The following is a 24,318-nucleotide window of genomic DNA, read 5'->3' as shown; positions in this document are numbered from 1 at the left end:
GCGATGATGAAAACAGGCACCCTATACGAGCCCCGCACCCCGACCGCGGCTTGACAAACACCATAGGGACACCCCCCGGTAGTCCCGCACGTGTGTCCGTGTGAGGCAGTTGAGGAAGATGTTGCGGTGGACGACCGGGACACCGAGCTCGTCGAGGACTCTGACGCTGTCGGACTTCGATGTCGGTTCGATCAGACGAGCGGCTACGATCTGGAAGGAGGCCTCATCTGTCGACGGTGTCAAACCCGAGCTTGGTGTACTCGCTGCGGATCACGTCGATGCGGATGCCGGCCCTACTGTACTTCACGATCGCTGCCGTCGTGCGCGGCTTCTCCGCAGTGTCGAAGTCGAGTGTCGCCTGGGCGGGATCACGCAGTTTAGCTTTGCCTGCCTCGACGAAAGTAGCGAGGTCCTCGGGGGTGTGGGCCGATCCGAGATGCTCGACGATCCGATACTTCCCGCCGGTCTTGTCAGCGATCTGCACGGCAGTAGCGCCCGACACGGTGCGTACCTTGCGCACGAATGGACTCATGCCCCCATGATTCGGGCCGGATTAGTTACCGGAGCTCGACTATCGCGACGTCCTGAACAGCACGTACACACCCCGAAGCCACGAAACCCTCACCTACTTGTGCAAGTCAGGTCAAGCGACAGTCACACAGGCACGGCAACTCTCCGGTCGCACAGTTCTCAACAGCCGTGGCCTACCCTACGCACGTCATGCAGTCCACCAGGACCGGACGATCTTTTTCTGCATCTCGGCTTGCGACCACTCACTCCCCCACGCTCCCCACCTCCAGCAACCGCTCGATCGCCGCAATCCGGAGGTCGACAACGGCCGCGAACATGTCGTCGCTCGTGGGCGACGGCAGGGAGGCGACCCCGCGCGACAGCGGCACCTCGACGTCCGGCTGCGCCTCCAGCCAGCCGGCGGGAATCGGCTGACCCATCGCTTCGCGCACTGCCGCACTCCCCCGGTCGTAGCGGTAGTCGATGAGCAGCGCGTGGGCGAAGATGTCGGACAGGAACGCGCCCCGCATCGCCAGCGCCCACTCCAGGGACAGCCCAATGTCCGTGAAGAACGTGAGCATCGACTCCGCCAGCAGGAAGCGCGCCGCCGGCACCTCGCTCGGCGTCACCGTCTCATCGAGTGACACGAGCACCGCCCGTGGTATCCGCCGGTACGCCGCCCGAGCCTCCTCATAGCCCTCCCGCAGCGACTCCCGCCAGCGGCTCGCATCCCACTGCGTCCGTGGCAGGCCCTCGACCATCCGCTGCGCGGCCAGATCGACGACCTCCTGGCGATCCCGCACGTGGTTGTACAGCGCCCGCGTCGTCACCCCCAGCTCGCGCGCCAGCCCGTGCATGGTGAGGGCCGGGAAGCCAGCGTCGCCCGCGATCCTCAGAGCGGCCTCGGCGATGTCGTCCCGCGTCACCAGGGCGCGCGACGGACGCCCGCGTCCGCGGCCCGCACCCTGCTCCTGTCGCTCGTCCACCCGCCCACCGTAGCTGTCCCACCAACGCGGGGACAAGTTCTCGCGACATTTAATACATATTCATTGATTTTTAGTAAGGCACACCTTACTATTTGTTCCATGACCACCACTTCGCACCCCGAGACCGCGGCCACGCCGGCCACCACTCCCCCGGACGCCGCAGCCACCCCGGCCACGCCCGCAGAGCCGCCGCTGCCAGCCACCCTGCGCGACGCGATCCGCGAGCAGCGCCCGGCCCTCCTCGCCGCGGGCCTTCTGGCGGTCATGTCCGCCACCTGCTCCCTGGCCCCCTACTTGGCGGTGTACGCGGTCGCCGTCGCGCTCTTCGTCGACGACGCCCCCGGACGCATCCCTGCGATCGCCGGCTGGACCGCCGCCGCCCTCGTGGTCCGCGCCCTCACGTCCGCCGCCTCCGAGCACCTCGCCCACACCGCCACCTACCGCATGCTCCGCCGCCTGCGCCTGCGCATTGTCCAGACTCTGCAGTCGATCCCGCTGGGCCGCGTCCAGGCGCGCTCCGCCGGCCAGCTCACGAAGACCCTCCACGACGACGTCGAGCAGCTCGAGGAAGCCTTCGCCCACGGCGTCCCCGACGGCTCCGCGGCCGCCGCCATCCCGCTCGCCACCACCGCCGTCCTCTTCGCCGTCGACTGGCGGCTGGCCCTCGTCGCACTTGCGGCGCTCGTCCTCCTGATCCTCGTCTCCGCCGTGGGCATGACGCTGGCGCAGCGGAACAACGCGGAGCTCGCCGCGCACGCCACCGTCCTCACCCGCGCCGTCATGGGCTACCTGCACGGCATCGTCGTCATCCGCGGCTACCTGCGCACCGGCTCCGCGTTCGACCACGCGCGCGCCGCCGTGCTGCGCGGCGCGGACCTGCAGCTCAAGGCGGCCTCGGGCCCCGAGCGCTGGCTGGTCGCCGCGATGAGTGTCGCCACCACCCTGGCGATCGCGCTCCTCCTGCCCGCCGCGGGCCTCAGCTTCACCTCTGGCCGCATCGACGCGGGCACCCTGGTGCTGGTCCTCCTCCTGGGCCTGGGCTATCTCACCCCCATCATCGGGCTCGTGGGCACGCTTGCGACGATCCTCACCCGCATCCAGCTGGCCGCCGCCTCCGTCACCGCGCTGCTCGAGGAGCCCCCGCTCCCGGCCCCCGCCCACCCGGCGGTTCCTACCCGCTTCGACGTCGCGTTCGAGGACGTCTCCTTCGCCTACCGCGAGGACACCCCCGTCCTCACCTCCGTCACCCTGCGCGTCCCCGCGGGGACGTCCCTGGCCCTGGTGGGCGCGACCGGCAGCGGCAAGTCGACGCTCGCCCGCCTGCTGGCCCGCTTCCACGACGTGGCCGCCGGCCGCATCCTGATCGGCGGCGTCGACGTCCGCGATATCGCGCCCGCCCACCTGGCCCGGCTGGTCGCCTTCGTCCAGCAGGACGAGCACGTCTTCGCCGCCACTCTGCGCGAGAACATACGCATCGCTCGCCCCGCCGCCACGGATGCGGAGGTCGTGACCGCCGCCGAGGCCGCCCAACTCTCCGAGGTCGCCGCCGCCCTGCCGCAGGGCTGGGACACCCCGCTCCCAGCCGGAGGAGGAACGCTGTCCGGCGGACAGCGGCAGCGGATCGCGATCGCTCGGGCACTGCTGAAGGACGCGCGGATCATCGTCCTCGACGAGGCGACCGCATCGCTGGACGCCGCCACCGAGTGCCGCACCCTCGAGGCCATCGACACTCTCACCCGCGACCGAACGGTGCTGGCGATCGCCCACCGGCTGACGACCATCCGCGACAGCGACAGCATCGCGTACCTGGAGGCAGGCACCGTCGCCGCACAGGGCGACCACGACAACCTCCTGGAGGCGAGCGCCGGCTACCGCGACCTGTGGCGCGCGTACACGAAGGCGACCGGCTGGCGTCTGGAGCCGGTTGCGAGAGGTTGCGGAACCACCAGCGACGAAGTGGCAGCGGTCGCCAGCCCTGGCCACGGCACGGAGCGCCTGGATCCTGGCCACCTCGCGGCCGACGGCGGCGACAAGGGGCACGCTCCCAGCGACGACCTCGGCGACCCCAGCAACAGTGGCCACGACCGCTCAGCCAGCAATGGCCTCGGCGGCGGGGATCCGGCTGCGATCGTGCGGCCGGGGCTGGGACGGATGAGCTTCGCCCGGCAGTGGCGGACGCTGTACGGGCACGCGTGGCGGCCACTGCTCACGCGCGGGCTGCCGCGCATGGTGGCCGAGTCGCTGCTGCGCGGCGCACCGCTCATCGCGGTCGTCGTCGTGGTGCTCGCGGCGATCGGGGCACTGCCGCAGACGGGACTCGTCGGCGCGGGCGGCATCGGTGCGGAATCGCTCGGCACCGTCCTGCTCAATGCGGGCCTCGTGCGGACCGTGACGATCCTGCTGGCGGTGGCACTCGTGCTGCGGCTGCTGGCCTCGATGTGGATGAACGGGCTCATATGGACGCTCGCGGCCCGCGCGAAGGCGGACCTGCAGCTGTCCGTCCTCGACCGGCTGCGGCGGGTGCCGCTGGGTCTGGTCCAGCGGCTCGAGCCCGGCAGGGTCGGGACAACCGTGACCTCCGACGCCGCCCTCATCGACTTCCAGAACGTGCCGCAGCAGGTAGTGGGCGCCCTGGTCCAGCCGGTGCTCGCGACCGTCATCCTGCTGCTGGTCGACTGGCGGCTGGCGCTCGCGGCACTCGTGGGGCTGCCGCTGTTCTGGGCTGCGACGGCTTGGAGCGACCGCGTCTACCACCGAGTTTTCGCGGACGTGCACACCGCGCGACACACGGCGACAGCGGCGATGCTGGAGCAGGCGCGCGGGGCTGCCGTGCTGCGCAGCAACCCGGATTCTGCGATCGCCCGCCGGTACCGCACCGCGATGGAGGATCTCGAGTCCGCCAGCGTCGCGATGTCCGTGCGCGCCACGCCCTCGCTCACGGTGGCGACGATCGCGATCGAGGCCGGCCAGGTCGTGCTCATCCTCGTGGGCTCCGCGCTCTTCGCCGCCGGTGCGGTGCCGGCCACCACCCACGTCCTGTTCCTTTTCCTCACCCTCACGCTCTACCAGCCCATCCAGGAGCTGGGTGCGCTGGCCGGCTACCGCCGGAACCAGCAGCAGATCGCCGCCCGCATCGCCGAAGTGTGGGACGCCCCCGCGCTCCCCGAACCTACCAGCCCCACGGCTCCGGCCGGGACGGACGTCGAGCTGCGGAACGTCACCTTCGCGTACGAGGCGGCCGAGGCCGGCGCACCTGCCGCTGCGACAGGCCGGCCGGGCACGGCGGGTGACACGGGTGCGGGTGGTGGGCACGACCTCGGCTGTAGTGAGCGCACAGTCGCTCTGCGCAGCGCGTCCTTCGTCGCGCGCGCCGGGGAGGTGACGGCGCTGGTGGGGGCCTCGGGGTCCGGGAAGTCGACGATCGCTCATCTTATCGCTCGGTACTGGGACGTGGATGCCGGTGGGGTGCTCATCGGCGGGACGGATGTGCGGGAGCTGGGCAGCGAGGCCGTCTTCGACGCGGTCGCGACAGTGTTCCAGGACGTCTACCTGTTCGACGAGTCCGTCCGCTTCAATGTGACGCTGGGTGCCCCGCACGCCACGGACGCGCAGGTGTGGGAGGCGCTGGTCGCCGCGCAGTGCGACGACGTGGTGCAGGCGCTGCCTCAGGGTCTCGACACCGTGCTGGCGGACGGCGGCGCGGACCTGTCCGGCGGGCAGCGGCAGCGGCTTGCGATCGCGCGGGCGCTGCTGAAGGACTCGCCGATCCTCATCCTCGATGAGGCGGCCTCGGCGGTGGACCCCGGCACCGAGGAGCGCCTCCAGCGGGCGCTTGCCACCCTGACCGCCGGCCGCACCGTCCTCGTCATCGCCCACCGCATCCGCACGGTCGAGAACGCGGACCGGATCGTCGTCGTGGATGACGGGCGAATCGCCGGCATCGGCACGCACGCGCACCTGCTGGACACCTGCCCCGCCTACCGCACGCTGGCACAGGCGCAGGCTGGGGTCTCGGATCCGGGCGCGACCCACATGTCATCGAAGGAGGAGACCGCATGAGCACCCACACCTCGGCCCCGGAGGGGGCCTCGGGGACGCCAGAAGCAGACGGGACCGAGACGGCCGCGGCGACCACGGCCTCGGGCCGAGTCCGCCGGTTCGCGCTCATCGGGGCGCTCTACAGCTCGCAGAACCTCAGTCTGGGGTTCTTCACGTACGCGTTCCTCACGATCGCGCAGGCCCGCGGTGTGCCGCTCGCGGCGATCGGGACGGCCGCCGGCATCGCGACCCTGCTGACGCTCAAGTTCCTGTGGGCGCCGGTCGTCGACCGGTTCGGATCCGCCAAGATGGGGCACTACCGGGGCTGGCTCATCGCGACGCAGACGCTGCTGGGGCTGGGGATCGCGTCGCTGGCACTGTTCGATCCGGCCGGGGACTTCCCGCTGCTGCTGGGGATCTTCGCGGTCCTCTTCGTCCTCGCCGCCACCCAGGACATCGCGGCGGACGCGACGGCGACCCGGCTGCTGCAGCCCCAGGAGCGGGGGTTCGGCAACGGTCTCCAGTCCGCGGGGGCCTCGGTCGCGCAGGTGGTGGGCGGCGGCCTCATCCTGCTGGTCTACCATGCGGCGGGCTGGCAGGTGGCAACCCTGTCGCTGGCGCTGTTCAGCATGCTGCCGCTGCCGCTCATCCTCGGGTGGCGGGAGGATGCGTCGACCGCCACGCAGCCAGCCCCGCACGTGACGCTGCGCAGCGCCCTCGCGTTCTTCTCCCTCCCCGCGGTGCGGGTGTGGTGCTTCGTGACAATCCCCGCGTACACACTGGGGTTCACGGTCGCCTACAACCTGGTGCGGCCGCTGCTGGTCGACGCCGGCTGGACCGAGGGGCGGATTGGGCTCTATGTCGTCATCGGCGGCAGCGGCGTTGGGATCGTCGCGGGGCTGGTCGCGGGCGCGCTCATGACGCGGCTGGGCCGGCGCAGCGCGCTCATCCGGCTGGGGGCGCTGCAGGTCATCGCGACGCTCGCGGTCGTCCCGATGGCGCTGGACATGACGCAGCCGTGGCTGGTCCTCATCGTCGTGGCGGTGGCGAACGCGGCGTTCAGCGCGGCTTTCGCGGTCGTCTACACGATCTCGATGGACCTGACCCGGCCGCAGAGCGCGGGCACGGACTTCACGTTCTTCACGACCGTCGCGAGCATCGTCATGGTCATCGCCGGCGGCGGCGGGATGGCCGCCGCGGGCATGTTCGGGTACCTGCCGGTGCTGGCGGTCGCGGGCGTGCTGGCGGTGGTGGGCCTCGTGATCGCGGCGCGGACTGTGGGCCCGCTGCTGCGGACAGAGCAAAACAGGACTCGAGGCTCAGCCTCAAGTGCTAGCGATTCGGACGATAGAGCCTCCATACGCTCACAGGCAGATCCTCGCCCCTAGAGCGAGTGCGTCGGAACTGGCTCTTCCGGTTTCAGAGTGCGTGACAAGCGCCTGTGCAGGCCCATCCGGTAGCGAAGAGTGAAGCGGCCCTGGGTGAATATAGAAGTTCCTCAACTCGTCTCTCACCCAAGGCCGCACCGTGCAATCTACCTCCCCCGTCGCGCCATGTCCCGTCGCGGACGTCATCTGCCGAACCCTCGAACTCGGCATCCACATCACCGATGACGACGTCACTATCATCGAAGCCACACCACGCGAAGTCCTCAGGAAGCGGATGGGCTCGTTTGATGGCCATGCGAATAACGTCTGCGCGATGGTTATGGAAAGCCTGGTAGTCAGGCGAGTGTCACTCGTCGAAAATAAGCTCGATCGGCTCCGTTTCCCGCAGTTCGTGATCCCAGACATAAAAGCGGTCGTCGCCGGGTAGCAGAACGATCGCGTTGCCCTCCTGGTCCTCGGCGACGGGGACGGCGTTCTGCGGGAATCCGTCGGCTTGGGAGCGCCACGTTTCAGTTTCTTTCACCACGTGATTCGCCGAGCGCCCAAGACGGCGGCGGTCGGAATCGTCATACACCGGGTAGAGGAACCAGTATCCATCGTCGGCGTCGTCGATCTCGCCGCCGTTCTCCGACATCAGACGCTGGCGCAAAGCGTCCGGGAAAGTGCGCCCCAATGCATCCTCAGCAGCGCGGATGCGTGACTCATCAACAGGAAAGGCCATGCGAGAAGTGTGCCACGCCTCAGCCCTCGGCAACACCCTACACCTGCAATAGCGACTCTGTGTGGAGCGCACTAGGGGTACTGTTTAAGCATTAAGCGCCACGAACTCATCAATGGCAACATAAGTTATTGCCTAACGTAACGAACACTCATGACATTCGGCCAACATTAAACAATTCGAAATTCTTCGTTCTCACACGCCATGAGACCGCACATACCCCCCGCCGAAATCAGCGAAGCGTGTACTTCTGCGAAGAGACCTGTAGCCCGTGTTTACCCTGTATGCAGATGACACCGAGTTTCATGTCCGTAGTGCACTTGAAGCCCTCGACATCCAGAACTTCGCCGTAGCCGAGCACCTTCGCCTGTCCATCTTGCTTCAGGAACTCCGAGTCGCTCATTCCGAACATTTCAGCCTTTTTGCCGGCGTACATACGAGAAGCATTAGCGGGCCCGTAACCGCCATCCGCGTGCTGGGCCTCAGGGGCATTGGGCGGAATGGCACCCATGTGCACGCAGCCGACGAATTTGCTGGTGATCACACACTGGTGCTTACCCGACTGAGTCTGGAAGTAGTACTTGCCGTCGGCAGCGAAGCCCGCAGGGTCGACTTTCTTGCCATCGAAGGATGCACCCATCGCATTTTCACCTGCAGGTTTTTCTTTCTCCTTCGGCTTTTGCGGCTCGTCAGAGTCCTGCGTTGGAGTGCTTTCGCTGGCGGCCTCGCTCGGGGCTTCCTGCGCTGGGGTGCTGTCGCCGGTTGATACCGACGGCTTATCTGAACCGCAGCCGGCAAAGGTCAGTGCAGCGGCAACAGCAATGGCAATGCGAACAGTCTTCATGCATTCATCCTTCGGGAAATCTCCACGACTTTCGTACAGAATGCCTGCCCGCAGACACTTCTGGCAGGCCGCCCAAGCGAAACCAGAAGCTGAACGAGAGCACAGGCGAATTCAGCCGTGAGGAACTGGCGGCCTTCCTTGAATGCCTTGCTGAGCGCGTCCGCGCCGACGACGTCCATCCCCGATCTCGAGATTTACCGCCGAACAAACGCGGGCAGTCACAAGGTATCGCCGTCGCAGGATGGCGCCCTGTGTATCCTTTGAGTGTCGTTGACGCCTTGAAGGAGCAAGCAAGTCCCATGACCCACCCACGCGCCGGATCTAAGGAAGGCTTCGGAGCCCGCGCTCTGCGTTTCGCACCGCGCCGCTCGGACTGGTCGCGCACGACGATTGGGCGCGACCTCTCCGCAGGGCTCATGGTGGCCCTCGTCGCGCTCCCCCTCGCACTCGGCTTCGGCGTTGCGTCGGGCGTCGGCGCGGCAGCTGGAATCACGACAGCCATCGTCGCGGGCATTCTGGCCGCGGTCTTCGGCGGTAGCAATGTCCAGGTGAGCGGTCCGACCGGCGCAATGACCGTCGTGCTTATCCCCATCGTGGCCACCCACGGCGCCGACGGGGTACTCGTCGTCGGAGTATTGGCGGGCCTCATGTTGCTCTTGCTGGCGGTCACCGGTGCTGGGCGCGTGATGAAGTATATGCCTTTGCCTGTCGTCGAAGGTTTCACGGCAGGTATCGCGGTGATCATCGGCCTGCAACAGCTGCCTGCAGCGCTCGGCGTCGAGGTGGAGGGCGAGAAAGTCCTCAGGTTGGCGTGGAGCGCAATCACCGCGTGGCTAGGTGCTCCGGCATGGCAGGCGCCAGTGATGACCCTCGCGGTGGCGGCCGGGATCGTGATTGCTGCGCGCGTTCGTAGCGGCTTCCCCGCAGCACTGGTGTTGGTAGCTATCGCGACGGCCGTCAACATGCTGGCTGACAGCGGGCTCAAGACCATTGGTTACATCCCGTCGACGTTGCCTGCTCCGCGCTGGCCACAGATCCCGTGGGAGCACCTGGACTCGTTGCTGTTGGCAGCGGTCGCCGTGGCGGCTCTCGGGGCATTGGAGTCGTTGCTTTCTGCGACGGTCGCCGACGCGATGACCGTGGGCGACCGGCACGATCCCGACCGCGAGCTCTTCGGGCAAGGCATCGCCAACGTCGTCGCTCCCCTGTTCGGCGGGATTCCAGCGACTGCCGCGATCGCTCGAACTGCCGTCAACGTGCGGGCAGGCGCTGGCACACGCCTGGCAGCGGTGTTCCATTCGCTGCTCCTGCTCGTCGCCGTGCTCATCGCGGCCCGGTGGGTGGGCGAAATCCCTCTCGCCGCGCTGGCCGGCGTGCTCATCGCCACTGCGATCCAGATGATCCACCCGCGGAACATCAGCTCGGTGATGCGCGCCACCAAGGGCGACGGGGCCACTCTTCTCATCACGGCTGTCGCAACTGTCGTGTTCGATCTTGTCGTCGCCGTGCTCATCGGCCTTGTTGTGGCGGGCTTCTTCGCATTGCGCGATGCCGCCCGCACGGCGGTGTTCGAAGCCACACCGCTGAGCAAGGGAGACCACAGCGATGAGGAGCGCGAACTTCTCGACGAACACATCGCGGCCTTCCGCCTCGAAGGCCCACTCTTCTTTGGCGCGGCACACGATTTCCTCCTCGAGCTCGCTGAGGTCTCATGGGTCAAGGTCGTCGTGCTCCGCATGCGCTACGTCACGACAATCGACGCTACTGGCGCCCAGATGCTTGCAGACACAATCGGGCGCCTCGAGCGCGGGGGCACCCGGGTCTTACTTTCCGCAACGAAGCCCGAGCACGTTCCTGTGTTGCGCGAACTCGGCGTCTTCGACCAGCTTGCACACGAGAATCACGCCTTCGACAACACCCTCGACGCCATCGCTCACGCCCGGATGCACGTCGCGAGAATCCAACACGATAAGTCTGAGGGCACACCAGAGACGCCTCGAAGCGACCAGCACGACGAGTAGCTGCCCGAGGATCGACGCCGCGGGCATCACCCTGTCCCGCGGTCGGCGACGGGGAGTCGTCGCATCTTCCAAACATGTCGACGACGTCATCACACTCAAGGGCGCGTCCTACCAGCTGCGGAACACCACCATGACCACCCTGCCTTCCGCTCGCATCGAGCCACAGGCACACTAGACGGTATGGGTGACCGGAAGGATGCGCCCGCGCCATGGACAGGACGGGCAATGTTTGTCATCTGTTGGTTGACACGTCATCTCTAGGTTGACACAATGGACCCATGACGAACGACGCCTCCATGCCACCCACCCACGACCATCCAGTCCCCGACGCCCTCACCACCCCTCGGCCAGACCAAACCGCGACCGGTGCACCGATGCCACCCCCCAAGGTGCGCTGGCGTCTGGTGGCGATCTTCGCCGGCTGCGCCTTGGCCGTGATGACCCTGGCAGCGGCGCCCTTCTGGTTTCTCGAGCGCGGCACCCATCACCCGGCCTATGCCTGGTCGATCAGCTGCCTGGGCATGTTCGCGCCCCTGATCGCCTCGCTGGTGACCTGCCGCGTGGCCCGAGAGAAGTGGCGGGCCAGCACGGGTCTGTGTTTCGAGGGTCGCTGGGGGCGCATCGTGCTGTGGTCGATCCTGGGCACGGCCCTGACCGTGGTGCTGACCCTGGCAGCGGCGGTGATCATGATCCTGCGGGGCGTCCCTGGCGACCTCACCGGCAAGACCTGGGCTACGCTCGTGCAGCAGCAGCTGGCCGATGCCGGCCAGGAGCTGTCGATCCCGATGGCCGTCCTCGCCATGCTCATCGGCGTGGGCATCAACCTGCTGGTCTCGACCATCTCGGCCTTCGGCGAAGAGGTCGGCTGGCGCGGCTGGCTGTGGCGCGAACTGAAGCCGCTGGGCTTCACCGGCGCGATCGTCATCGGTGGGGTGATCTGGTCGCTCTGGCACCTGCCGATCGTGCTGATCGGACACAACTACCCCGGCATGCCCCGTCCCTTCGCCATCGGTATGTTCCTCGTCTTCTGCGTGGCCCTCAACCTGCTGCTCGGCGCCATCACCGAGCGGTCGGGCGGCAATCCGATCCCTGCTGCCTTCACCCATTCGGCGGTCAACACCTTCGCCGCCATCGGACTCAGCATGGTCGCCACCACAGCCACCGCCGAGAACATGAGCTGGTACCTTGACACCCTGATGGGCGCCACTGGTATCGTCCTGATCAGCGTCGTCGGTTGGCTGCTCTTTCCTCGCGCAGCCCGAGCCAGCTTCGGGACGCAGTCGCAGGAATGAGGTCACATGGAGGGGTCGGACCACGAAGAACGCCGTCGCCTGCGCACCGAGCTGGCGCTGGCGGCCGCCTTCACCGACCACGGCCTCAACGATGACGGCGACCCAGGACTGGAGGAGACGCTCTCGCCGGCCGCACAACTCGTCGACCTGGCCGAGCGCGCCCTCCACATGATCGTGCTGCGCGCCAGGGAGCAGGGCGCCTCCTGGGCCGAGATCGGCGAGAACCTGGGCATCACCCGGCAAGCCGCCCAGAAGCGATTCGCCGGCAAGGTGCCCCAAAAGGTGTCGGCCGAGCGTCCGCAGGTGCCCCCACAGATCATCGACGAGGCGACACGCCTGCTGGACGCCGCCGCAGCCGGGCATCTGGACGAGCTGGACAAGGTGGCCTCCGAGCACATCCGCAAGCAGATCGGCCCCCGGGGGCTGGCACCGCACTTCCAGGCAGCGCTGGACATCTACGGCCCCCTGCTGGGCCGCGACCATGTCGAGGTCACCATGCTGGGACGCGTCGTGCTGCTGCAGGCCCGGGAGCGACGCGAGAAGCAGGACGCCCGCGCCGAGATCTCTCTCACTGTCGACGGACTGCTGCTCGGATTGCAGTACCACCCCGTGAAGGCTTCACACAGCGAGGAGTCCTGAGCTCACGCCCAGCACTGGTGTGCGTCCTGATCGCAGGGCTTTCGTGCGCCGATCTCGGAAAATCTAGCCGGAAAGCTCAGACGAATGCGGCACCCCTGCTGCAGCGGGCAAATGGTCAATTTTCCGCCGTGGGCCTCGGCTACACGGGCTGAGATCGCCAGCCCCAGTCCAGCACCTCCAGCGCTGGCATCCGGTGTTCTGGCGGCATCGCCACGCCATCCGGGTTCGGTCATGCGCGGGATGTCCTCAACTCGTAGACCACCGCAGGAGTCGATGACATCGACCACGGTTTGCTCGGCTTCGCGGCCCAGCCTCACCTCGACCCGTCCATACCCAGCGACTTCTGCATCGAGCTCGCGGAGGCCATGGCGGTCGGAGACATCATCGAAGGGGACATCGCGGGCTCGGCGTCTTCGACCAGCGTACACACGAGAATCACGCCTTCGACAACACCCTAGACGCCATCGCTCACGCCCGGATGCACGTCGCGCGAATCCAGCATGAAGAGTCTGAGGGCGCACTAGAGACACCTCGGAGCGACCAGCACGACGAGTAGCGCAGGTCAAAGGGCTATCATTCGAAGCACGCCACCCGTGCGACATCGTCGCGCGTCGGAATCGGCAACTCATCGACCCGACAGACATCCCGCGCCACATCCAGAAGAGCCCTGCCTATGTGAGGCCGCCGGGCCGCCTTTGTCAGGATGTCGCGAACCTCGGCCTCCATGGATCGCCCGTGCTCCTTCGCCTGAGATGCGAGCTGTTGCTTCACGTGGTCATCGAGACCACGCACAATGATGGATGCCATAAGAGCCACCTCCTTCTGCTATCAACCATGAACGCTTTGCTGGAGATGGGGCCAGGCCGGATCGTCGACGGCGATGGGGCGTTCGAGGTGTTGCACAGGCATTCCTGCGCTTGTCAGATTCACATTTCCAGTTGGAGGGCGGTCTCTTCCTCGTCGATGATGCTCGGCTGCCACGACGTCATGATCTTCTCGTTCTCGTCGCGCCCGAGGGTCTCGCCTGCCCGGATCCGTGCCCCACCGAGCAGGTACCCGACTATATCCATGAGGTAGGAGAACAGGTCGCCGGGCTCGCGTGTCGACCCCACCACCTGGACCTCCGGGATGCCCCATTTCGTCAGGCCGATCGAGTACGCATCCCAAGCCCCGTCCTGGCGCGGGCGGACCCAGACGGGCGCCAGGAAGGCCGCAGCGAACGGGTCTTCGGCCTCGGTGATCTCCAGGTAGGGCTCCTTGCCGTACGTGGTTCCCGCGTCACCGGAGTAGTAGCCCACGGCTTCCTCCAGATAAAGTAGCGCGCGCACCACCTGCACGTGGTTGATCACGACGTCGAGATGGTTGAGCGGGGCCTCGTCGTCGCTGTCGCCCTTCGAGATGCCGGGCATGCCCGCCACGAGCAGGAATGCGCGGTGCTCCGCGATGGCCTCGGGGTCGTCGCCGGCGAACACCGGGTGGAGTACCCCCTGCGCCTCGCCTTCGGGAAACGGTGCGTCCGTTGACGAGATCGCTACCCAGAGTCCGTTGATCGTGCAGCCCATGGTATCGCCATCAGAGGCGTCCTCATCCCATTCGAAGACTTCTTCGTCGCTGATGTGCTCATTCAGGGCCTCGATAATCTGATCCCTGCTGACCGCCTCACGCAACAGCACGTATCCGATGACTGGGCTATCACTCATTTCGTAGGTGGGCTCGGGGCGAGTGCTTTGGACGGCTTTGCCGGAACGCTTGCCAAACAGTCCGAACATGTCTTTCTCCTTGTGGGCGGTTTGGAGTGGTTATTGGAACCGGAGGTGGGGCTTCGACACAGCGGGTACGGCAAGTGTGCGAGTGAGTTGATGGCTTGTTTTCAGCCGATGGCTTTTACGCCTTCAGCATAGCAGTTGTTTTCGGTGCTACGTACGGATTTTGGCTCGTCGGGCTGCTGGTGAGAACTGCAGAAATGGCACGGGGCCGCACTGGTTGCTGTCTCTACACGTTGAACCGGAACTCGACCGCGTTCCGAAGCTGATTAACGTGCTTTCGGCGCCACAGCTCCCGAGAACCCCGATACTTCCGTTTTGGTCGATGCCGTCAAGGACGCCCACACCCGCGCACTTGCCACAGGCGTCGACATCGCGCCTCCGCTAACGACCGTGAGCTGAGACCAAGGTGCAATCATTCAAAATAGTTGAAGGGATACCTCTCACACAGTTGCGGATGGATGCTGTTCAGAAGGTCCGAGACTTCCTGCTCGTGTTCATCGATCTCCTGCCCCTCGTCAAGCTTCTCTTCCAGCTCCGACAACAGGAACGCCGTCCTGAGAAAACCAGTGAAGTCGACCTTCAGATCGAGGAAGCTCTCTGGCCCGCCGTACTCCCCCTGGTCGTGGTCGAAAAAGAACACTGTCTTGCGCCGTGCACTCAAGAACCACTCATCGCCCTGCCCCGACTGCCCGATAAGCCACAGATCTTCGGGCAAACCGTCGCCACATGCTCGCCGATTCCACTCGAGCACCTTCTGATAGCCATACAGAACAGTGTCCGGCGTGAGACTTACCCCCTCATAACGATGAATGAACTCGGTGTACGTTGCATCGATGTCAGGGATCTTGGCTTTGTTTTTGATGGCGGGATCAAGCTGCTCAAGAGAACTGAAAAGCTCGTTCGGATCAATCAACCTCATGATTTTTCCCTTCCTCATCCGTGGCCGGAGACTGATCGTCGAAAACCAGCTCGACGGGCTGAACCCCAGTGAGTTCGTGGTTCCAAAGATGGACGGCATCGTCGCCCGGCACTATAACAAGGGAGGTGCCTGACAGAGCTTCCTCGACGGCGCGGATGCGATTGCCATCGGCTCGCACAAGTCGATTGCGCCCTTCATGACGGTCCCGGAGGATGCCGCTCTCCACGAGCCGCCCCACCTCACGATGAACCACTGGGCTACTGACGCCGGTGCGACGGCCGAGCTCAGCCAGTGAGAACTCCCGGTCGGGATGACTCAGGGATTCCGCAAGGATCGCCCCGACCGCGTCGGAGCGGACGAATGGAGTCAATTGCGAGCCGGGCACCTTCACAGAACGAGAATATATCTTCCACTTATGGGAAAGTGTCAATGGTGCACGTCAGACGTTAAACCTGAGCTCCATCGAGTTCCGGCACTGAGAACCACCAGCATCCACTGGCGTGCGCGGAGCGCTCCTCCAGCACTGCACGGTTGATCATGCCACCTGTAGTGGCGTGATCTTGGTTATCTGATCAGCCACACGCTCCTGCGCCAGCTCAAGCTCATAGCGACTCTGCAGATTGAGCCAGAACTGCGGCTCCACTCCAAAGTATCGCCCCAAACGCAACGCCGTGTCAGCAGTGATGGCGCGCTTGCCATGCACGATCTCGTTGATCCGCCGCGGGGGAACACCGATAGACACAGCGAGCTTGTGCTGCGTGATGCCGAATCCCTCAATGAAGTCTTCCATCAGAACCTCGCCAGGGTTAACCGGAGGGAGTTGGTCAGCGGTAGTGAACGACATCATCTTCCTCTGGCCTCGTAATGGTGTAGTCACGATGAATATGCGCTGTTGCGTGACCCCACTCGCTCGTTTTAACCCGCGCTTGGTGCGAATCGAACGATGCTTGATCAGTGAATTGTTCTGACACATTCCATACGAGCGGGTCGTCAGATTGAGTGACCTCGAAGCGCAGACACCCGGGTTCATCACGAGAGAGCTCAACGTGCTTTGGAAGGAACCGTTCAACGATCGAAACATCACTGACGTCCGTGCAGATCAGAGTGCCATTCAGCTCGATCATGCTCATAGAACACCTTCATTAAAAGTCAGACGTTGCTAAACGTTAAACCTGAACTCGACGGACTGTCAAGAGAAAGCAACCACACCCTAGCCACCAAACCTATTTTCGTATTACGATTATACGTATGAAAACTATCAACGGACAGCCGATCAGCGAAGAGCAAATCGATGCGTGGGCAGCCGAAGCTGAAAACGGTTATGACGTGGAGGCACTTCGTCGTCGAGGAAGGAAACCTCGCGACAAGGACGCCGCGAAAGTTATCTCCATTCGGCTTTCCGCCAGCGAGATAGCGGATCTCGACAAATATGCGGCGTCAAACGGATGGTCGAGGTCGCAGGCAATCCGCGAAGCGTTAAAGAATGCCATCTAGAAGTGGAAGTCCGTCAGAGCACCCTCAGCGGGAGTTGCGTCTCGGACTCGACACCTCATTGAGACTACTCGAGATCGTCATTCTCATCTGGGACGACGGTTCCGAAACGATAATTCACTCGATGAAGGCTCGCAAACAATACCGCGCTCTGCTCGATTAGTCGTCTACGTCGCGCAAGCAACCCCCCGCCCGCTTACACATTAAACCTCAACTCCACCAATTTACTGTGCGGTGTTAAACCGGAATTCAACTACCTTCCGTGCCCGAACAACTTTTGGATCCGCGTCGTCAGTCGATGACAACGTATCCATCCAGCGCCTCAGCTAGAGGAGGCAGATGAGTCTCAACGACATCGCGGACTACATCGATGTCGACGCCGAAGTACTGGTGCACCAGGATGTTCCGGAACCCTCGAATCTGCGGCCAGGGAATCTCAGGGTGCGCGCCGGTGATCTCATCAGGTAGGTGATTCACGGCTTCACCGATGATCTGGAGGTTCCGCTCAATCGCGTCCTCCGCCATCTCAGCGATGTCACTCTCGCGGTCCAATGCAGCGACATATCTCCTACATCGCTCGACCGCATTCAGCACATCAGCAATGCGCTGTGCCTGGCTACGACTCACAGGGGCACCGCCTCAGCGAGCGCCGAGGCGGAGACCGGACGCTTGAGCAGTTGAGCAGGAAACACGTCGATGTCATCGCGCCCGAACAGCGCGCGAGTTTCCTCGAGCAGACCGGACGCACGCATCAGGAGATTCCCCTCAGCAGGATCCATCTCCACGAGGATGTCGATGTCTGATCCAGCAGACGCGGTGCCACGGGCCACGGATCCGAACAGCTTCGGGTTGGTCGCGCTGTACCGATCGAGGAGCACCTGGAACTCGTCACGACGGGCAGCGAGGAGCTCGCGCAGTGCGAGCGTCTCGGGCGTCATGACGGTCTCAGACATGCTTCCAGGGTACCTGCCCTGGAAGCATTTCGACATGGCGCTCTACACGTTAAACCTGAATTCAACCACGTCGCCATCGGCCATAACGTAGTCCTTACCTTCCATACGGACCTTGCCAGCCGCTTTCGCCTCGGCCATCGAACCCAGTTCATCCAGGTCCTCAAAGGACACGATCTCAGCCTTAATAAAGCCCTTCTGGAAGTCAGTGTGAATGACGCCGGCCGCCTCGGGAGCGGTCCATCCCTTACGGATAGTCCACGCACGCGCCTCCTTGGGGCCCGCCGTCAGGTACGTCTGCAGACCAAGAGTGTCGAACCCAACCCTGGCCAGCTTGTCCAAACCAGGCTCATCCTGACCCGTGGATTCAAGCATTTCAGCAGCTTCTTCAGGATCCAGCTCAATGAGCTCCGCCTCGAACTTCGCGTCCAAGAAAATCGCCTCAACTGGAGCAACGAGTTCGCGCATCTTCGCCTGCATGGCTCCGTCGGCCAGCGCGGGCCATCTGCGGAAAAGATCGCCAAGACTCATCTGGAGGTCGCCCAGGCCGCGGACGAAATCGGCGTGAGCAACGCGCCCTTCCGTGTCCACCGCTTTGTGCCGCGGGCCTCCGCCCCGATGCCGCTGCTGGGTGCTGTCGCTGCCACCACCAATCACATCGAGGTGGGCACCGGGGTCATCGACATGCGCTATGAAAACCCGCTCCACCTCGCCGAAGAGGCCGCATCGCTGTACCACATTTCCGGTGGCCGCGTGGCGCTAGGCGTCTCACGCGGCGCCCCCGAGGTGGCTGACCGCGGCTGGGAGGCCTTCGGCTACAAGGGCGAAGCTCCCAACGGCGCGGACGTGGCACGCGCCCACCTCGAGGCGTTCATGGCTTCAGTGGACGGCAACGGGTTCGCCACCGCCGCACCGCTGGACCGGCAGTACCCCAACATGTTCCATCCCGGCTCCGCCCTGCCGGTCTTCCCCATGGCGCCAGAGCTGCGCAAACACATTTTCTACGGCTCCGGCACCCACACCTCGGCGGAACAGGCCGCCAAGGACGGGCTCAACCTAATGTCCTCCACCCTGGTTTCCGCGACCACCGCCGAGACCCTGGGCGAAATCCAGGCGGATCAGATCAGCCGCTACCGCGCCGCATGGAAGGAGGCGGGCCACGATTGGACGCCGCGCGTGTCGGCGTCTCGCTCTATCTTCCCCATCGTCGACGGCGCGGACATGCAGTTGTTCGGCATGCAGGCCTCCGGCTCCGACCAGGTGGGCACACTGCCTGACGTCGGCGCCTCCACCTTCGGCCGCACCTACGCCGCCGTCATGTCCGCCGACACCCTGCTCATCACCATCCCCGCCGGGATGGGCGTGGACGTCAACGTGAAAATCTTGGACAACTTCGCCACGCATGTCGCCCCCGCGTTGGGTTGGCAGCCGAATCGCGAAGGCCCAGTTACCGGCTATCCCATCGCCTAATTCCCGCAGGTCGCAAACTCTTCGCTTCAATGTCAGTTCAGTGTGTTTTGAATAGTTCAGTACTTGCTGTATAGTTCAGCACATGCTGACTATTGCTTCACGCCTCGATGTCATGAACCGGCTCGGCCGGGCCATGGCGGATCCGACGCGCTCCAGAATCCTGATGACCCTACTCGACGGCCCGAGCTACCCGGCTGTGCTTTCGCGCGACCTGGACCTGACCCGCTCGAACGTCTCGAACCACCTGACCTGCTTGCGTGACTGCGGCATCGTCGTCTCCGAGCCGGAGGGCCGCAAGACCCGCTACGAAATCGCCGATCCGCACCTCGCGGCAGCGCTCAAGGCGCTAGTGAACGCGACGTTGACTGTCGACGAAAACGCCCCGTGCATCGACCCTGAATGCTCGGTGCCCGGCTGCGGCGAGAAAGGTGCGGACGCATGAGTTCAGCATGTGGATGCGAACACGAACCAGCCACGGAAATCGAAGATCTCGATCGGCCATGGTGGAAGGACCCCGAACTACTGCTACCGATCTTCTCTGGCGTAGCCCTCGGTATAGGCCTGGCGCTGGACTGGGCCGGATTGGAGACACCCGCGACAATACTGTTTTGGGTCGGCCTGCTGCTAGGGGCGTATACGTTCGCGCCTGGAGCGATCCGGAACCTTGTCACAAAGCGCAAGCTCGGCATTGGGTTGCTGATGACGATCAGCGCGGTCGGCGCGGTGATCCTCGGCTTCGTCGGAGAGGCCGCGGCTCTAGCGTTCCTGTACTCGATCGCTGAGGCACTGGAGGACAAGGCGATGGACCGGGCCCAGGGCGGACTGCGGGCACTGTTGAAGTTGGTGCCGCAGACCGCGACGGTGCTGCGCGACGGCACGGCGGTCGAGGTCGCAGCGAAGGACCTCGTGGTTGGCGAGCTGATGCTCGTTCGCCCCGGGGAGCGGATCCCCACGGACGGCATCATTCGTTCCGGACGCTCCAGCCTTGACACCTCAGCGATCACCGGAGAATCCATTCCGGAGGAGGTCGCACCCGGCGACGAGGTGCCCGCGGGAGCGATCAACTCCGCCGGTGTGCTGGAGGTCGAGACGACCGCAGCTGGAACGGACAACTCGTTGACCACACTCGTGGACCTGGTCGAGCAGGCACAGGCGGAAAAGGGCGACCGCGCCCGGATCGCCGACCGGATTGCCCGGCCCCTAGTGCCCGGGGTGATGATCCTGGCGGTGCTGGTCGGTGTGATTGGCTCGCTGCTGGGCGACCCTGAGACGTGGATCACCCGTGCACTGGTGGTCCTGGTCGCAGCGTCGCCGTGCGCGTTGGCAATCTCCGTGCCGCTGACGGTCGTGGCCGCGATCGGCGCGGCCAGCCAGTTTGGCGTGGTCATCAAGTCCGGTGCGGCGTTCGAGCGGCTCGGCGGCATCCGTCACCTGGCGGTGGACAAGACCGGAACCCTCACCCGCAACCAGCCCGAGGTTACCGGCGTAGTCCTGGCAGACGGATTCGATCGGGCGCAGGTGCTTGCCTTCGCGGCGGCAGTTGAGCAGCAATCGACGCACCCCCTCGCCGCAGCTATCGTGGCAGCGGTGCCCGAAGCGCCCGACGCCCAGGACATCAGCGAGGAAGCCGGGCATGGCATCGGCGGCACCGTCGAAGGCCGACGGGTGCTGGTGGGTAGCCCCCGGTGGATCGACGCCGGGCCACTGAATGCAGACGTTAAGCGCATGGAGTCCGAGGGCCAAACCTGCGTCCTTGTCACCGTCGATGACGCCCTCGCCGGGGCGATCGGGGTCCGTGACGAGCTGCGGCCCGAGGTGCCCGAAGCTGTGCAGACCTTGCATGCTAACGACGTGAAAGTGAGCATGCTCACCGGCGACAACACTCGCACCGCCCGGGCGCTGGCTGAAATCGCCGGGATCGACGACGTGCGCGCCGAGCTACGCCCGGAGGACAAGGCAAGCATCGTCGCCGAGCTCTCCTCCAAGACGCCGACGGCGATGATCGGCGACGGCATCAACGACGCGCCGGCACTGGCGGGCGCGACGGTGGGTATAGCGATGGGAGCGACCGGCTCTGACGCCGCGATCGAGTCCGCTGACGTCGCCTTCACCGGCCACGACCTCCGGCTGATCCCGCAGGCACTGCAGCACGCTCGCCGAGGCAGCAGGATCATCAACCAGAACATCGTGCTGTCTCTGGCTATCATCATCGTGTTGATGCCGCTGGCGATCAGCGGCGTGCTGGGCTTGGCCGCCGTCGTGTTGGTTCACGAGGTCGCTGAAGTTATCGTGATTTTGAACGGCCTGCGGGCTGCGCAAGCGAAGCGCTGAGCCACACTTTCGTCCAGCGCGCTGGCTCTCCAATGCGGATCTTGGAAGGATCGAGCTGCTCAGGGACCAAGCGTCATCTCAAAACTTTTGATGCCGAGCTTTATCGACACGGCCCGCGACTACTTGGGCAGTGTGTTTGGCAAAGGGCCCAACACCCATCAGCGTTGCTGAGCCGTCCCCGGTCCAGTTGCCGTAACCGACCAGATGCAGATTCTGCACCGCAGGTTCGCGGCCACGCATGAGGTGCCGGAATGGGCCGAGAGCCGGACGGAAACCAGTGCACCAAATCAGGTGGTCGTGGTCGAGCTCGCTCAAGCTATCGAAGATGGGGGTAGCGCTGAGCTGACCGGAGTTGCGGAGCTCACGTAAATGAGGAAGCGCGACAATGTCCCCGAGGTTCGGTCCGGAATCGCCGCCGAGAATCCGGCGGCGGCTGCGCAGAAAGAGATCGCGGCCATCGACATCGTCAGGCATCCAGCGCGGTTGCTCACGTGTGAACCATGTGACCTCCGACCTCCCAATGAGGTCTGCGGCGATCTGGGCACCCGAGTTCGCCCCGCCGACCACCGCGACTTTCGCGCCGCGGAATGGTTCGGGACCAGGGTAGGTCGACGAGTGCCACTGGCGTCCCTGGAAGGTGCCGGGATAGTGGGGCACGAAGGGCGCGGACCACGTGCCGGTAGCCGCGATAACGTGTTCCGCTGTGAATTGACCGACGCTCGTACTGAGGTAGAACATCCCTTCCTCATGGGACACGCTGTGAACGTGCACTGGGCGCCTAACCGGGAGGTCATAGCGTTTTTCGTAGTTTTCCAGATAGTCGATTACATGGCTTGCCGGCGGGTACCCCGGGTACCGCGGCATAGGCCAGCCGGGCAGATTGGAGAACTCCGCGGCGGAGAAAAGCGTCAGTGAAGGCCACGTGTGCAACCACGCTCCACCGGGTTCCTCTTGGTTGTCTAGGACCAAGAAGTCCACTTTGAAGCGCCGCAAGTAGTACGACGTGGCTAGGCCGGACTGGCCACCACCGACGACGATGGCAGTGTGATGCTCCGTGGCGCTTCTCACCTCACCGGGCACATGCCCGCCCAGTCGTGTCTCGGCGAGCTCACCAACGGGAGGGAGCTTGTCAATGGTATTCAACAATCTCCGCCTCAGCACCCTGCGTTACACGTTGAACTTGAACTCCACGGCATCTCGTTGCAAAGTTACTCCCTCTCGTTAACACCATCAAAAGGAGTGTTATCCAATGAAAGCGTTCGGCCTCTTAAGCTCCGGGCATTACGCTTTCGGCAGCTAGCGCGGGCGATCTGCGGAAAAGATCGCCAAGACTCATCTGGAGATCACCCAGGCTGCGGACGAAATCGGCGTGAACAACGCGTCCTTCCGAGTCCACCACTTCGCGCTGCGGGCCTCCGCCACGATGCCGCTGCTGTGTGCTGTCTCGGCCACCACCAATCACATCGAGGTGGGCACCGGGGTCATCGACATGCGCTAGCGCATATCGGGGTTGTAGCGTTTGAGTCATTGACTCCCGTCGTCTACAAGTACCTACACACTTGATCGGTGCTGCACGTTTCAGGGTCCGGGTGCGCGGCGTCCTGTCTGAGATCCGCGATAGTGTCGCGTAGCACGGAGAGCTGCGCGATCTGCTGCTCGATCTCAGCGAGGCGCACGTCAAGCAGGTCGCGCACGTGCTCGCAGGGCGCATGGCCGCCGTCGCGGATGTCGAGGATCTGGCGGATCTGGGCGAGGGTGAGGCCCGCGGCCTGGCCGCGGTGGACGAAGTCGATCCGAGCGACCATCTCGGGCGCATAGTCGCGGTATCCGGACGGCGTGCGCTCGGTCGGGGGCAGAAGGCCCTGTTCCTCGTAGAAGCGAAGGGTCTTCGCGGTAGTGCCCGCCCTCTCGGCGAGTTCTCCGATCCGCATTGCTGTCTCCCTCCGTGGCCGCGCTTGACCTTCCCCTGCACTGGAAGGTCCAGTATGGCTGAGACAGAGCAGAAAGCCAAGAGTTGACAGGAGCAGCGATGCCTACGAAGTACGATCTCGCCATCATCGGATCGGGAGGCGGCGCGTTCGCCGCTGCGATCCGCGCCAGCACGCTCGGGAAGTCGGTGGTGATGATCGAGCGCGGGACGCTCGGCGGCACCTGCGTGAACACGGGCTGCGTCCCGTCGAAGGCGCTCATCGCCGCGGCCGGCGCGCGGCACGTCGCCGTCGACGCCGCAACCCGGTTCCCCGGGATCGCGACGACGGCGGATCCCGTCGACATGCCCGCGCTGATCGCTGGGAAGCAAGCGTTGGTGGAGTCGCTGCGCGGCGAGAAGTACGCCGACGTCGCCGACTCCTACGGCTGGCAGGTCCTTCGCGGCGACGCCTCGTTCGTGGGCACCCCTGATGCGCCGGTTCTCGATGTTGCGAGAGCCGACGGAAGCGTCGAGACCATCGAGGCCCACCACTACCTGGTCGCGACTGGTTCTCGCCCGTGGGCACCGCCGATCGACGGCCTAGAGGAGACCGGATACCTGACCTCGACCACGGCGATGGAGCTGACGGAGGTCCCCGAGTCGCTGCTGGTGCTCGGCGGCGGCTACGTCGCCCTGGAGCAGGCGCAGCTGTTCGCCCGCCTCGGTTCGCAGGTCACGCTGCTCGTGCGGTCTCGGCTCGCCTCGAAGGAGGAGCCGGAGGTGTCGAAGGTGCTCCAGGAGGTGTTCGCCGACGAGGGCATCCGCGTCGTCAGCCGCGCAGTGCCCACCCGGGTCTCCCGCGGCACGGGAGGCGAGGCCGTCGTGACCGCCGCCGTGTCCGGCGGCTCGCAGGAGTTCCGCGCCGACCAGGTCCTGGTCGCCCTCGGACGCCGTCCCGTCACCGATGGCCTGAACCTCGATGCGGTCGGGGTGAATACCGGAGACTCCGGCGAGGTGGTCGTCTCCGACCGGCTGCAGTCCTCGAA

25 protein-coding genes and 2 pseudogenes are annotated in these 24,318 nt (G+C 64.9%); 10 read left to right on the top strand and 17 right to left on the bottom strand.

Annotation, left to right across the window (positions count from 1 at the left end; translation table 11 throughout):
• Positions 1–75 precede the first annotated feature (75 nt).
• A pseudogene (locus tag QP868_RS10940) lies at positions 76–532 on the bottom strand (IS1634 family transposase); the annotation flags it as partial.
• Between the two features lie 241 nt (positions 533–773).
• Entirely contained in the window at positions 774–1,496 is a 723-nt protein-coding gene (locus tag QP868_RS10935) for a TetR/AcrR family transcriptional regulator (protein WP_284926598.1), read from the bottom strand.
• Between the two features lie 99 nt (positions 1,497–1,595).
• Here QP868_RS10935 and QP868_RS10930 point away from each other — a divergent pair, with 99 nt between their 5' ends.
• Together QP868_RS10930 and QP868_RS10925 are read left to right on the top strand one after the other, a co-directional pair.
• The gene (locus tag QP868_RS10930) at positions 1,596–5,555 is read left to right on the top strand and encodes an ABC transporter ATP-binding protein (protein ID WP_284926597.1); all 3,960 of its coding nucleotides are present in this window, start codon (positions 1,596–1,598) and stop codon (positions 5,553–5,555) included.
• Positions 5,552–6,922, top strand: coding sequence for an MFS transporter (locus QP868_RS10925; protein WP_284926596.1), 1,371 nt, complete (start codon positions 5,552–5,554; stop codon positions 6,920–6,922). Before QP868_RS10930 ends, QP868_RS10925 begins: the two co-directional genes overlap by 4 nt.
• Before the next feature lie 346 nt (positions 6,923–7,268).
• Here the strand turns inward: QP868_RS10925 and QP868_RS10920 are convergent, their stop codons facing one another.
• Both QP868_RS10920 and QP868_RS10915 read right to left on the bottom strand, forming a co-directional pair.
• Positions 7,269–7,643 (bottom strand): SMI1/KNR4 family protein, encoded by a 375-nt coding sequence (locus tag QP868_RS10920; protein WP_284926595.1) that lies wholly within the window; start codon positions 7,641–7,643, stop codon positions 7,269–7,271.
• 229 nt (positions 7,644–7,872) lie between these two features.
• Positions 7,873–8,484 (bottom strand): hypothetical protein, encoded by a 612-nt coding sequence (locus tag QP868_RS10915; RefSeq protein ID WP_284926594.1) that lies wholly within the window; start codon positions 8,482–8,484, stop codon positions 7,873–7,875.
• Positions 8,485–8,783: 299 nt separating this feature from the next.
• On the opposite strand from QP868_RS10915, the gene QP868_RS10910 reads away from it, so the two are divergent.
• The 3 genes from QP868_RS10910 to QP868_RS10900 all read left to right on the top strand — a co-directional run bounded on the left by QP868_RS10910 (position 8,784) and on the right by QP868_RS10900 (position 12,436).
• The gene (locus QP868_RS10910; protein ID WP_284926593.1) at positions 8,784–10,505 is read left to right on the top strand and encodes a SulP family inorganic anion transporter; all 1,722 of its coding nucleotides are present in this window, start codon (positions 8,784–8,786) and stop codon (positions 10,503–10,505) included.
• A gap of 278 nt (positions 10,506–10,783) precedes the next feature.
• Positions 10,784–11,797, top strand: coding sequence for a CPBP family intramembrane glutamic endopeptidase (locus QP868_RS10905; protein ID WP_284926592.1), 1,014 nt, complete (start codon positions 10,784–10,786; stop codon positions 11,795–11,797).
• Positions 11,798–11,803: 6 nt separating this feature from the next.
• Positions 11,804–12,436: a hypothetical protein gene (locus tag QP868_RS10900; RefSeq protein WP_284926591.1), complete on the top strand. Its 633-nt coding sequence runs from the start codon at positions 11,804–11,806 to the stop codon at positions 12,434–12,436.
• 2 nt (positions 12,437–12,438) lie between these two features.
• Here the strand turns inward: QP868_RS10900 and QP868_RS10895 are convergent, their stop codons facing one another.
• The 7 genes from QP868_RS10895 to QP868_RS10865 form a co-directional block, all read right to left on the bottom strand.
• Positions 12,439–12,957, bottom strand: coding sequence for an ATP-binding protein (locus QP868_RS10895; RefSeq protein ID WP_284926590.1), 519 nt, complete (start codon positions 12,955–12,957; stop codon positions 12,439–12,441).
• Between the two features lie 52 nt (positions 12,958–13,009).
• A complete protein-coding gene (locus QP868_RS10890; protein ID WP_284926589.1) occupies positions 13,010–13,243 on the bottom strand; it encodes a FitA-like ribbon-helix-helix domain-containing protein in 234 nt (77 codons plus the stop codon).
• A 119-nt stretch (positions 13,244–13,362) separates the two neighbouring features.
• Positions 13,363–14,205: a DUF4261 domain-containing protein gene (locus QP868_RS10885; RefSeq protein ID WP_284926588.1), complete on the bottom strand. Its 843-nt coding sequence runs from the start codon at positions 14,203–14,205 to the stop codon at positions 13,363–13,365.
• 409 nt (positions 14,206–14,614) lie between these two features.
• On the bottom strand, positions 14,615–15,121 hold the full coding sequence (locus tag QP868_RS10880) for a hypothetical protein (RefSeq protein WP_284926587.1): 507 nt from the start codon (positions 15,119–15,121) through the stop codon (positions 14,615–14,617).
• Entirely contained in the window at positions 15,108–15,512 is a 405-nt protein-coding gene (locus QP868_RS10875; protein WP_284926586.1) for a winged helix-turn-helix domain-containing protein, read from the bottom strand. Before QP868_RS10875 ends, QP868_RS10880 begins: the two co-directional genes overlap by 14 nt.
• A 144-nt stretch (positions 15,513–15,656) precedes the next feature.
• On the bottom strand, positions 15,657–15,968 hold the full coding sequence (locus tag QP868_RS10870; protein ID WP_284926585.1) for a HigA family addiction module antitoxin: 312 nt from the start codon (positions 15,966–15,968) through the stop codon (positions 15,657–15,659).
• The gene (locus tag QP868_RS10865) at positions 15,946–16,251 is read right to left on the bottom strand and encodes a putative quinol monooxygenase (RefSeq protein ID WP_284926584.1); all 306 of its coding nucleotides are present in this window, start codon (positions 16,249–16,251) and stop codon (positions 15,946–15,948) included. The genes QP868_RS10870 and QP868_RS10865 overlap by 23 nt, the downstream gene beginning before the upstream one ends.
• 118 nt (positions 16,252–16,369) lie before the next feature.
• Here QP868_RS10865 and QP868_RS10860 point away from each other — a divergent pair, with 118 nt between their 5' ends.
• The gene (locus QP868_RS10860; RefSeq protein WP_284926583.1) at positions 16,370–16,615 is read left to right on the top strand and encodes a ribbon-helix-helix domain-containing protein; all 246 of its coding nucleotides are present in this window, start codon (positions 16,370–16,372) and stop codon (positions 16,613–16,615) included.
• A 288-nt stretch (positions 16,616–16,903) separates the two neighbouring features.
• On the opposite strand, the gene QP868_RS10855 is transcribed toward QP868_RS10860, so the two are convergent.
• The 3 genes and pseudogenes from QP868_RS10855 to QP868_RS10845 form a co-directional block, all read right to left on the bottom strand.
• Positions 16,904–17,206: a HepT-like ribonuclease domain-containing protein gene (locus QP868_RS10855; RefSeq protein WP_284926599.1), complete on the bottom strand. Its 303-nt coding sequence runs from the start codon at positions 17,204–17,206 to the stop codon at positions 16,904–16,906.
• A gap of 29 nt (positions 17,207–17,235) precedes the next feature.
• Positions 17,236–17,565 (bottom strand): nucleotidyltransferase family protein, encoded by a 330-nt coding sequence (locus tag QP868_RS10850; protein ID WP_284926582.1) that lies wholly within the window; start codon positions 17,563–17,565, stop codon positions 17,236–17,238.
• Positions 17,566–17,607: 42 nt separating this feature from the next.
• Positions 17,608–18,057, bottom strand: a pseudogene (locus tag QP868_RS10845) (DUF933 domain-containing protein); the annotation flags it as partial.
• Between QP868_RS10845 and QP868_RS10840 the strand changes: the two are divergent.
• From QP868_RS10840 to QP868_RS10830, 3 genes are all read left to right on the top strand, one after another.
• Entirely contained in the window at positions 18,037–19,032 is a 996-nt protein-coding gene (locus QP868_RS10840; RefSeq protein WP_473964648.1) for an LLM class flavin-dependent oxidoreductase, read from the top strand. The pseudogene QP868_RS10845 and the gene QP868_RS10840 sit on opposite strands and share 21 nt — an antisense overlap.
• An 82-nt stretch (positions 19,033–19,114) precedes the next feature.
• The gene (gene cmtR, locus QP868_RS10835) at positions 19,115–19,474 is read left to right on the top strand and encodes a Cd(II)/Pb(II)-sensing metalloregulatory transcriptional regulator CmtR (protein WP_284926580.1); all 360 of its coding nucleotides are present in this window, start codon (positions 19,115–19,117) and stop codon (positions 19,472–19,474) included.
• Positions 19,471–21,363, top strand: coding sequence for a heavy metal translocating P-type ATPase (locus QP868_RS10830; protein WP_284926579.1), 1,893 nt, complete (start codon positions 19,471–19,473; stop codon positions 21,361–21,363). Before cmtR ends, QP868_RS10830 begins: the two co-directional genes overlap by 4 nt.
• A 78-nt stretch (positions 21,364–21,441) precedes the next feature.
• On the opposite strand, the gene QP868_RS10825 is transcribed toward QP868_RS10830, so the two are convergent.
• The 3 genes from QP868_RS10825 to QP868_RS10815 all read right to left on the bottom strand — a co-directional run bounded on the left by QP868_RS10825 (position 21,442) and on the right by QP868_RS10815 (position 23,294).
• Positions 21,442–22,506, bottom strand: coding sequence for an NAD(P)-binding domain-containing protein (locus QP868_RS10825; RefSeq protein WP_245527134.1), 1,065 nt, complete (start codon positions 22,504–22,506; stop codon positions 21,442–21,444).
• A 124-nt stretch (positions 22,507–22,630) separates the two neighbouring features.
• Entirely contained in the window at positions 22,631–22,891 is a 261-nt protein-coding gene (locus QP868_RS10820) for a hypothetical protein (RefSeq protein WP_284926578.1), read from the bottom strand.
• A gap of 13 nt (positions 22,892–22,904) precedes the next feature.
• The gene (locus QP868_RS10815; protein WP_005884416.1) at positions 22,905–23,294 is read right to left on the bottom strand and encodes a heavy metal-responsive transcriptional regulator; all 390 of its coding nucleotides are present in this window, start codon (positions 23,292–23,294) and stop codon (positions 22,905–22,907) included.
• A gap of 98 nt (positions 23,295–23,392) precedes the next feature.
• Between QP868_RS10815 and QP868_RS10810 the strand changes: the two genes are divergently transcribed.
• A partial coding sequence (locus QP868_RS10810) for an FAD-dependent oxidoreductase (protein ID WP_284926577.1) occupies positions 23,393–24,318 on the top strand: 926 nt, incomplete at its 3' end.

Origin of the sequence: Brevibacterium sp. UMB1308A (assembly GCF_030230605.1) — a bacterium.
GTDB lineage: Bacteria > Actinomycetota > Actinomycetes > Actinomycetales > Brevibacteriaceae > Brevibacterium.
This window is presented reverse-complemented; position numbering and strand designations above follow the sequence as displayed.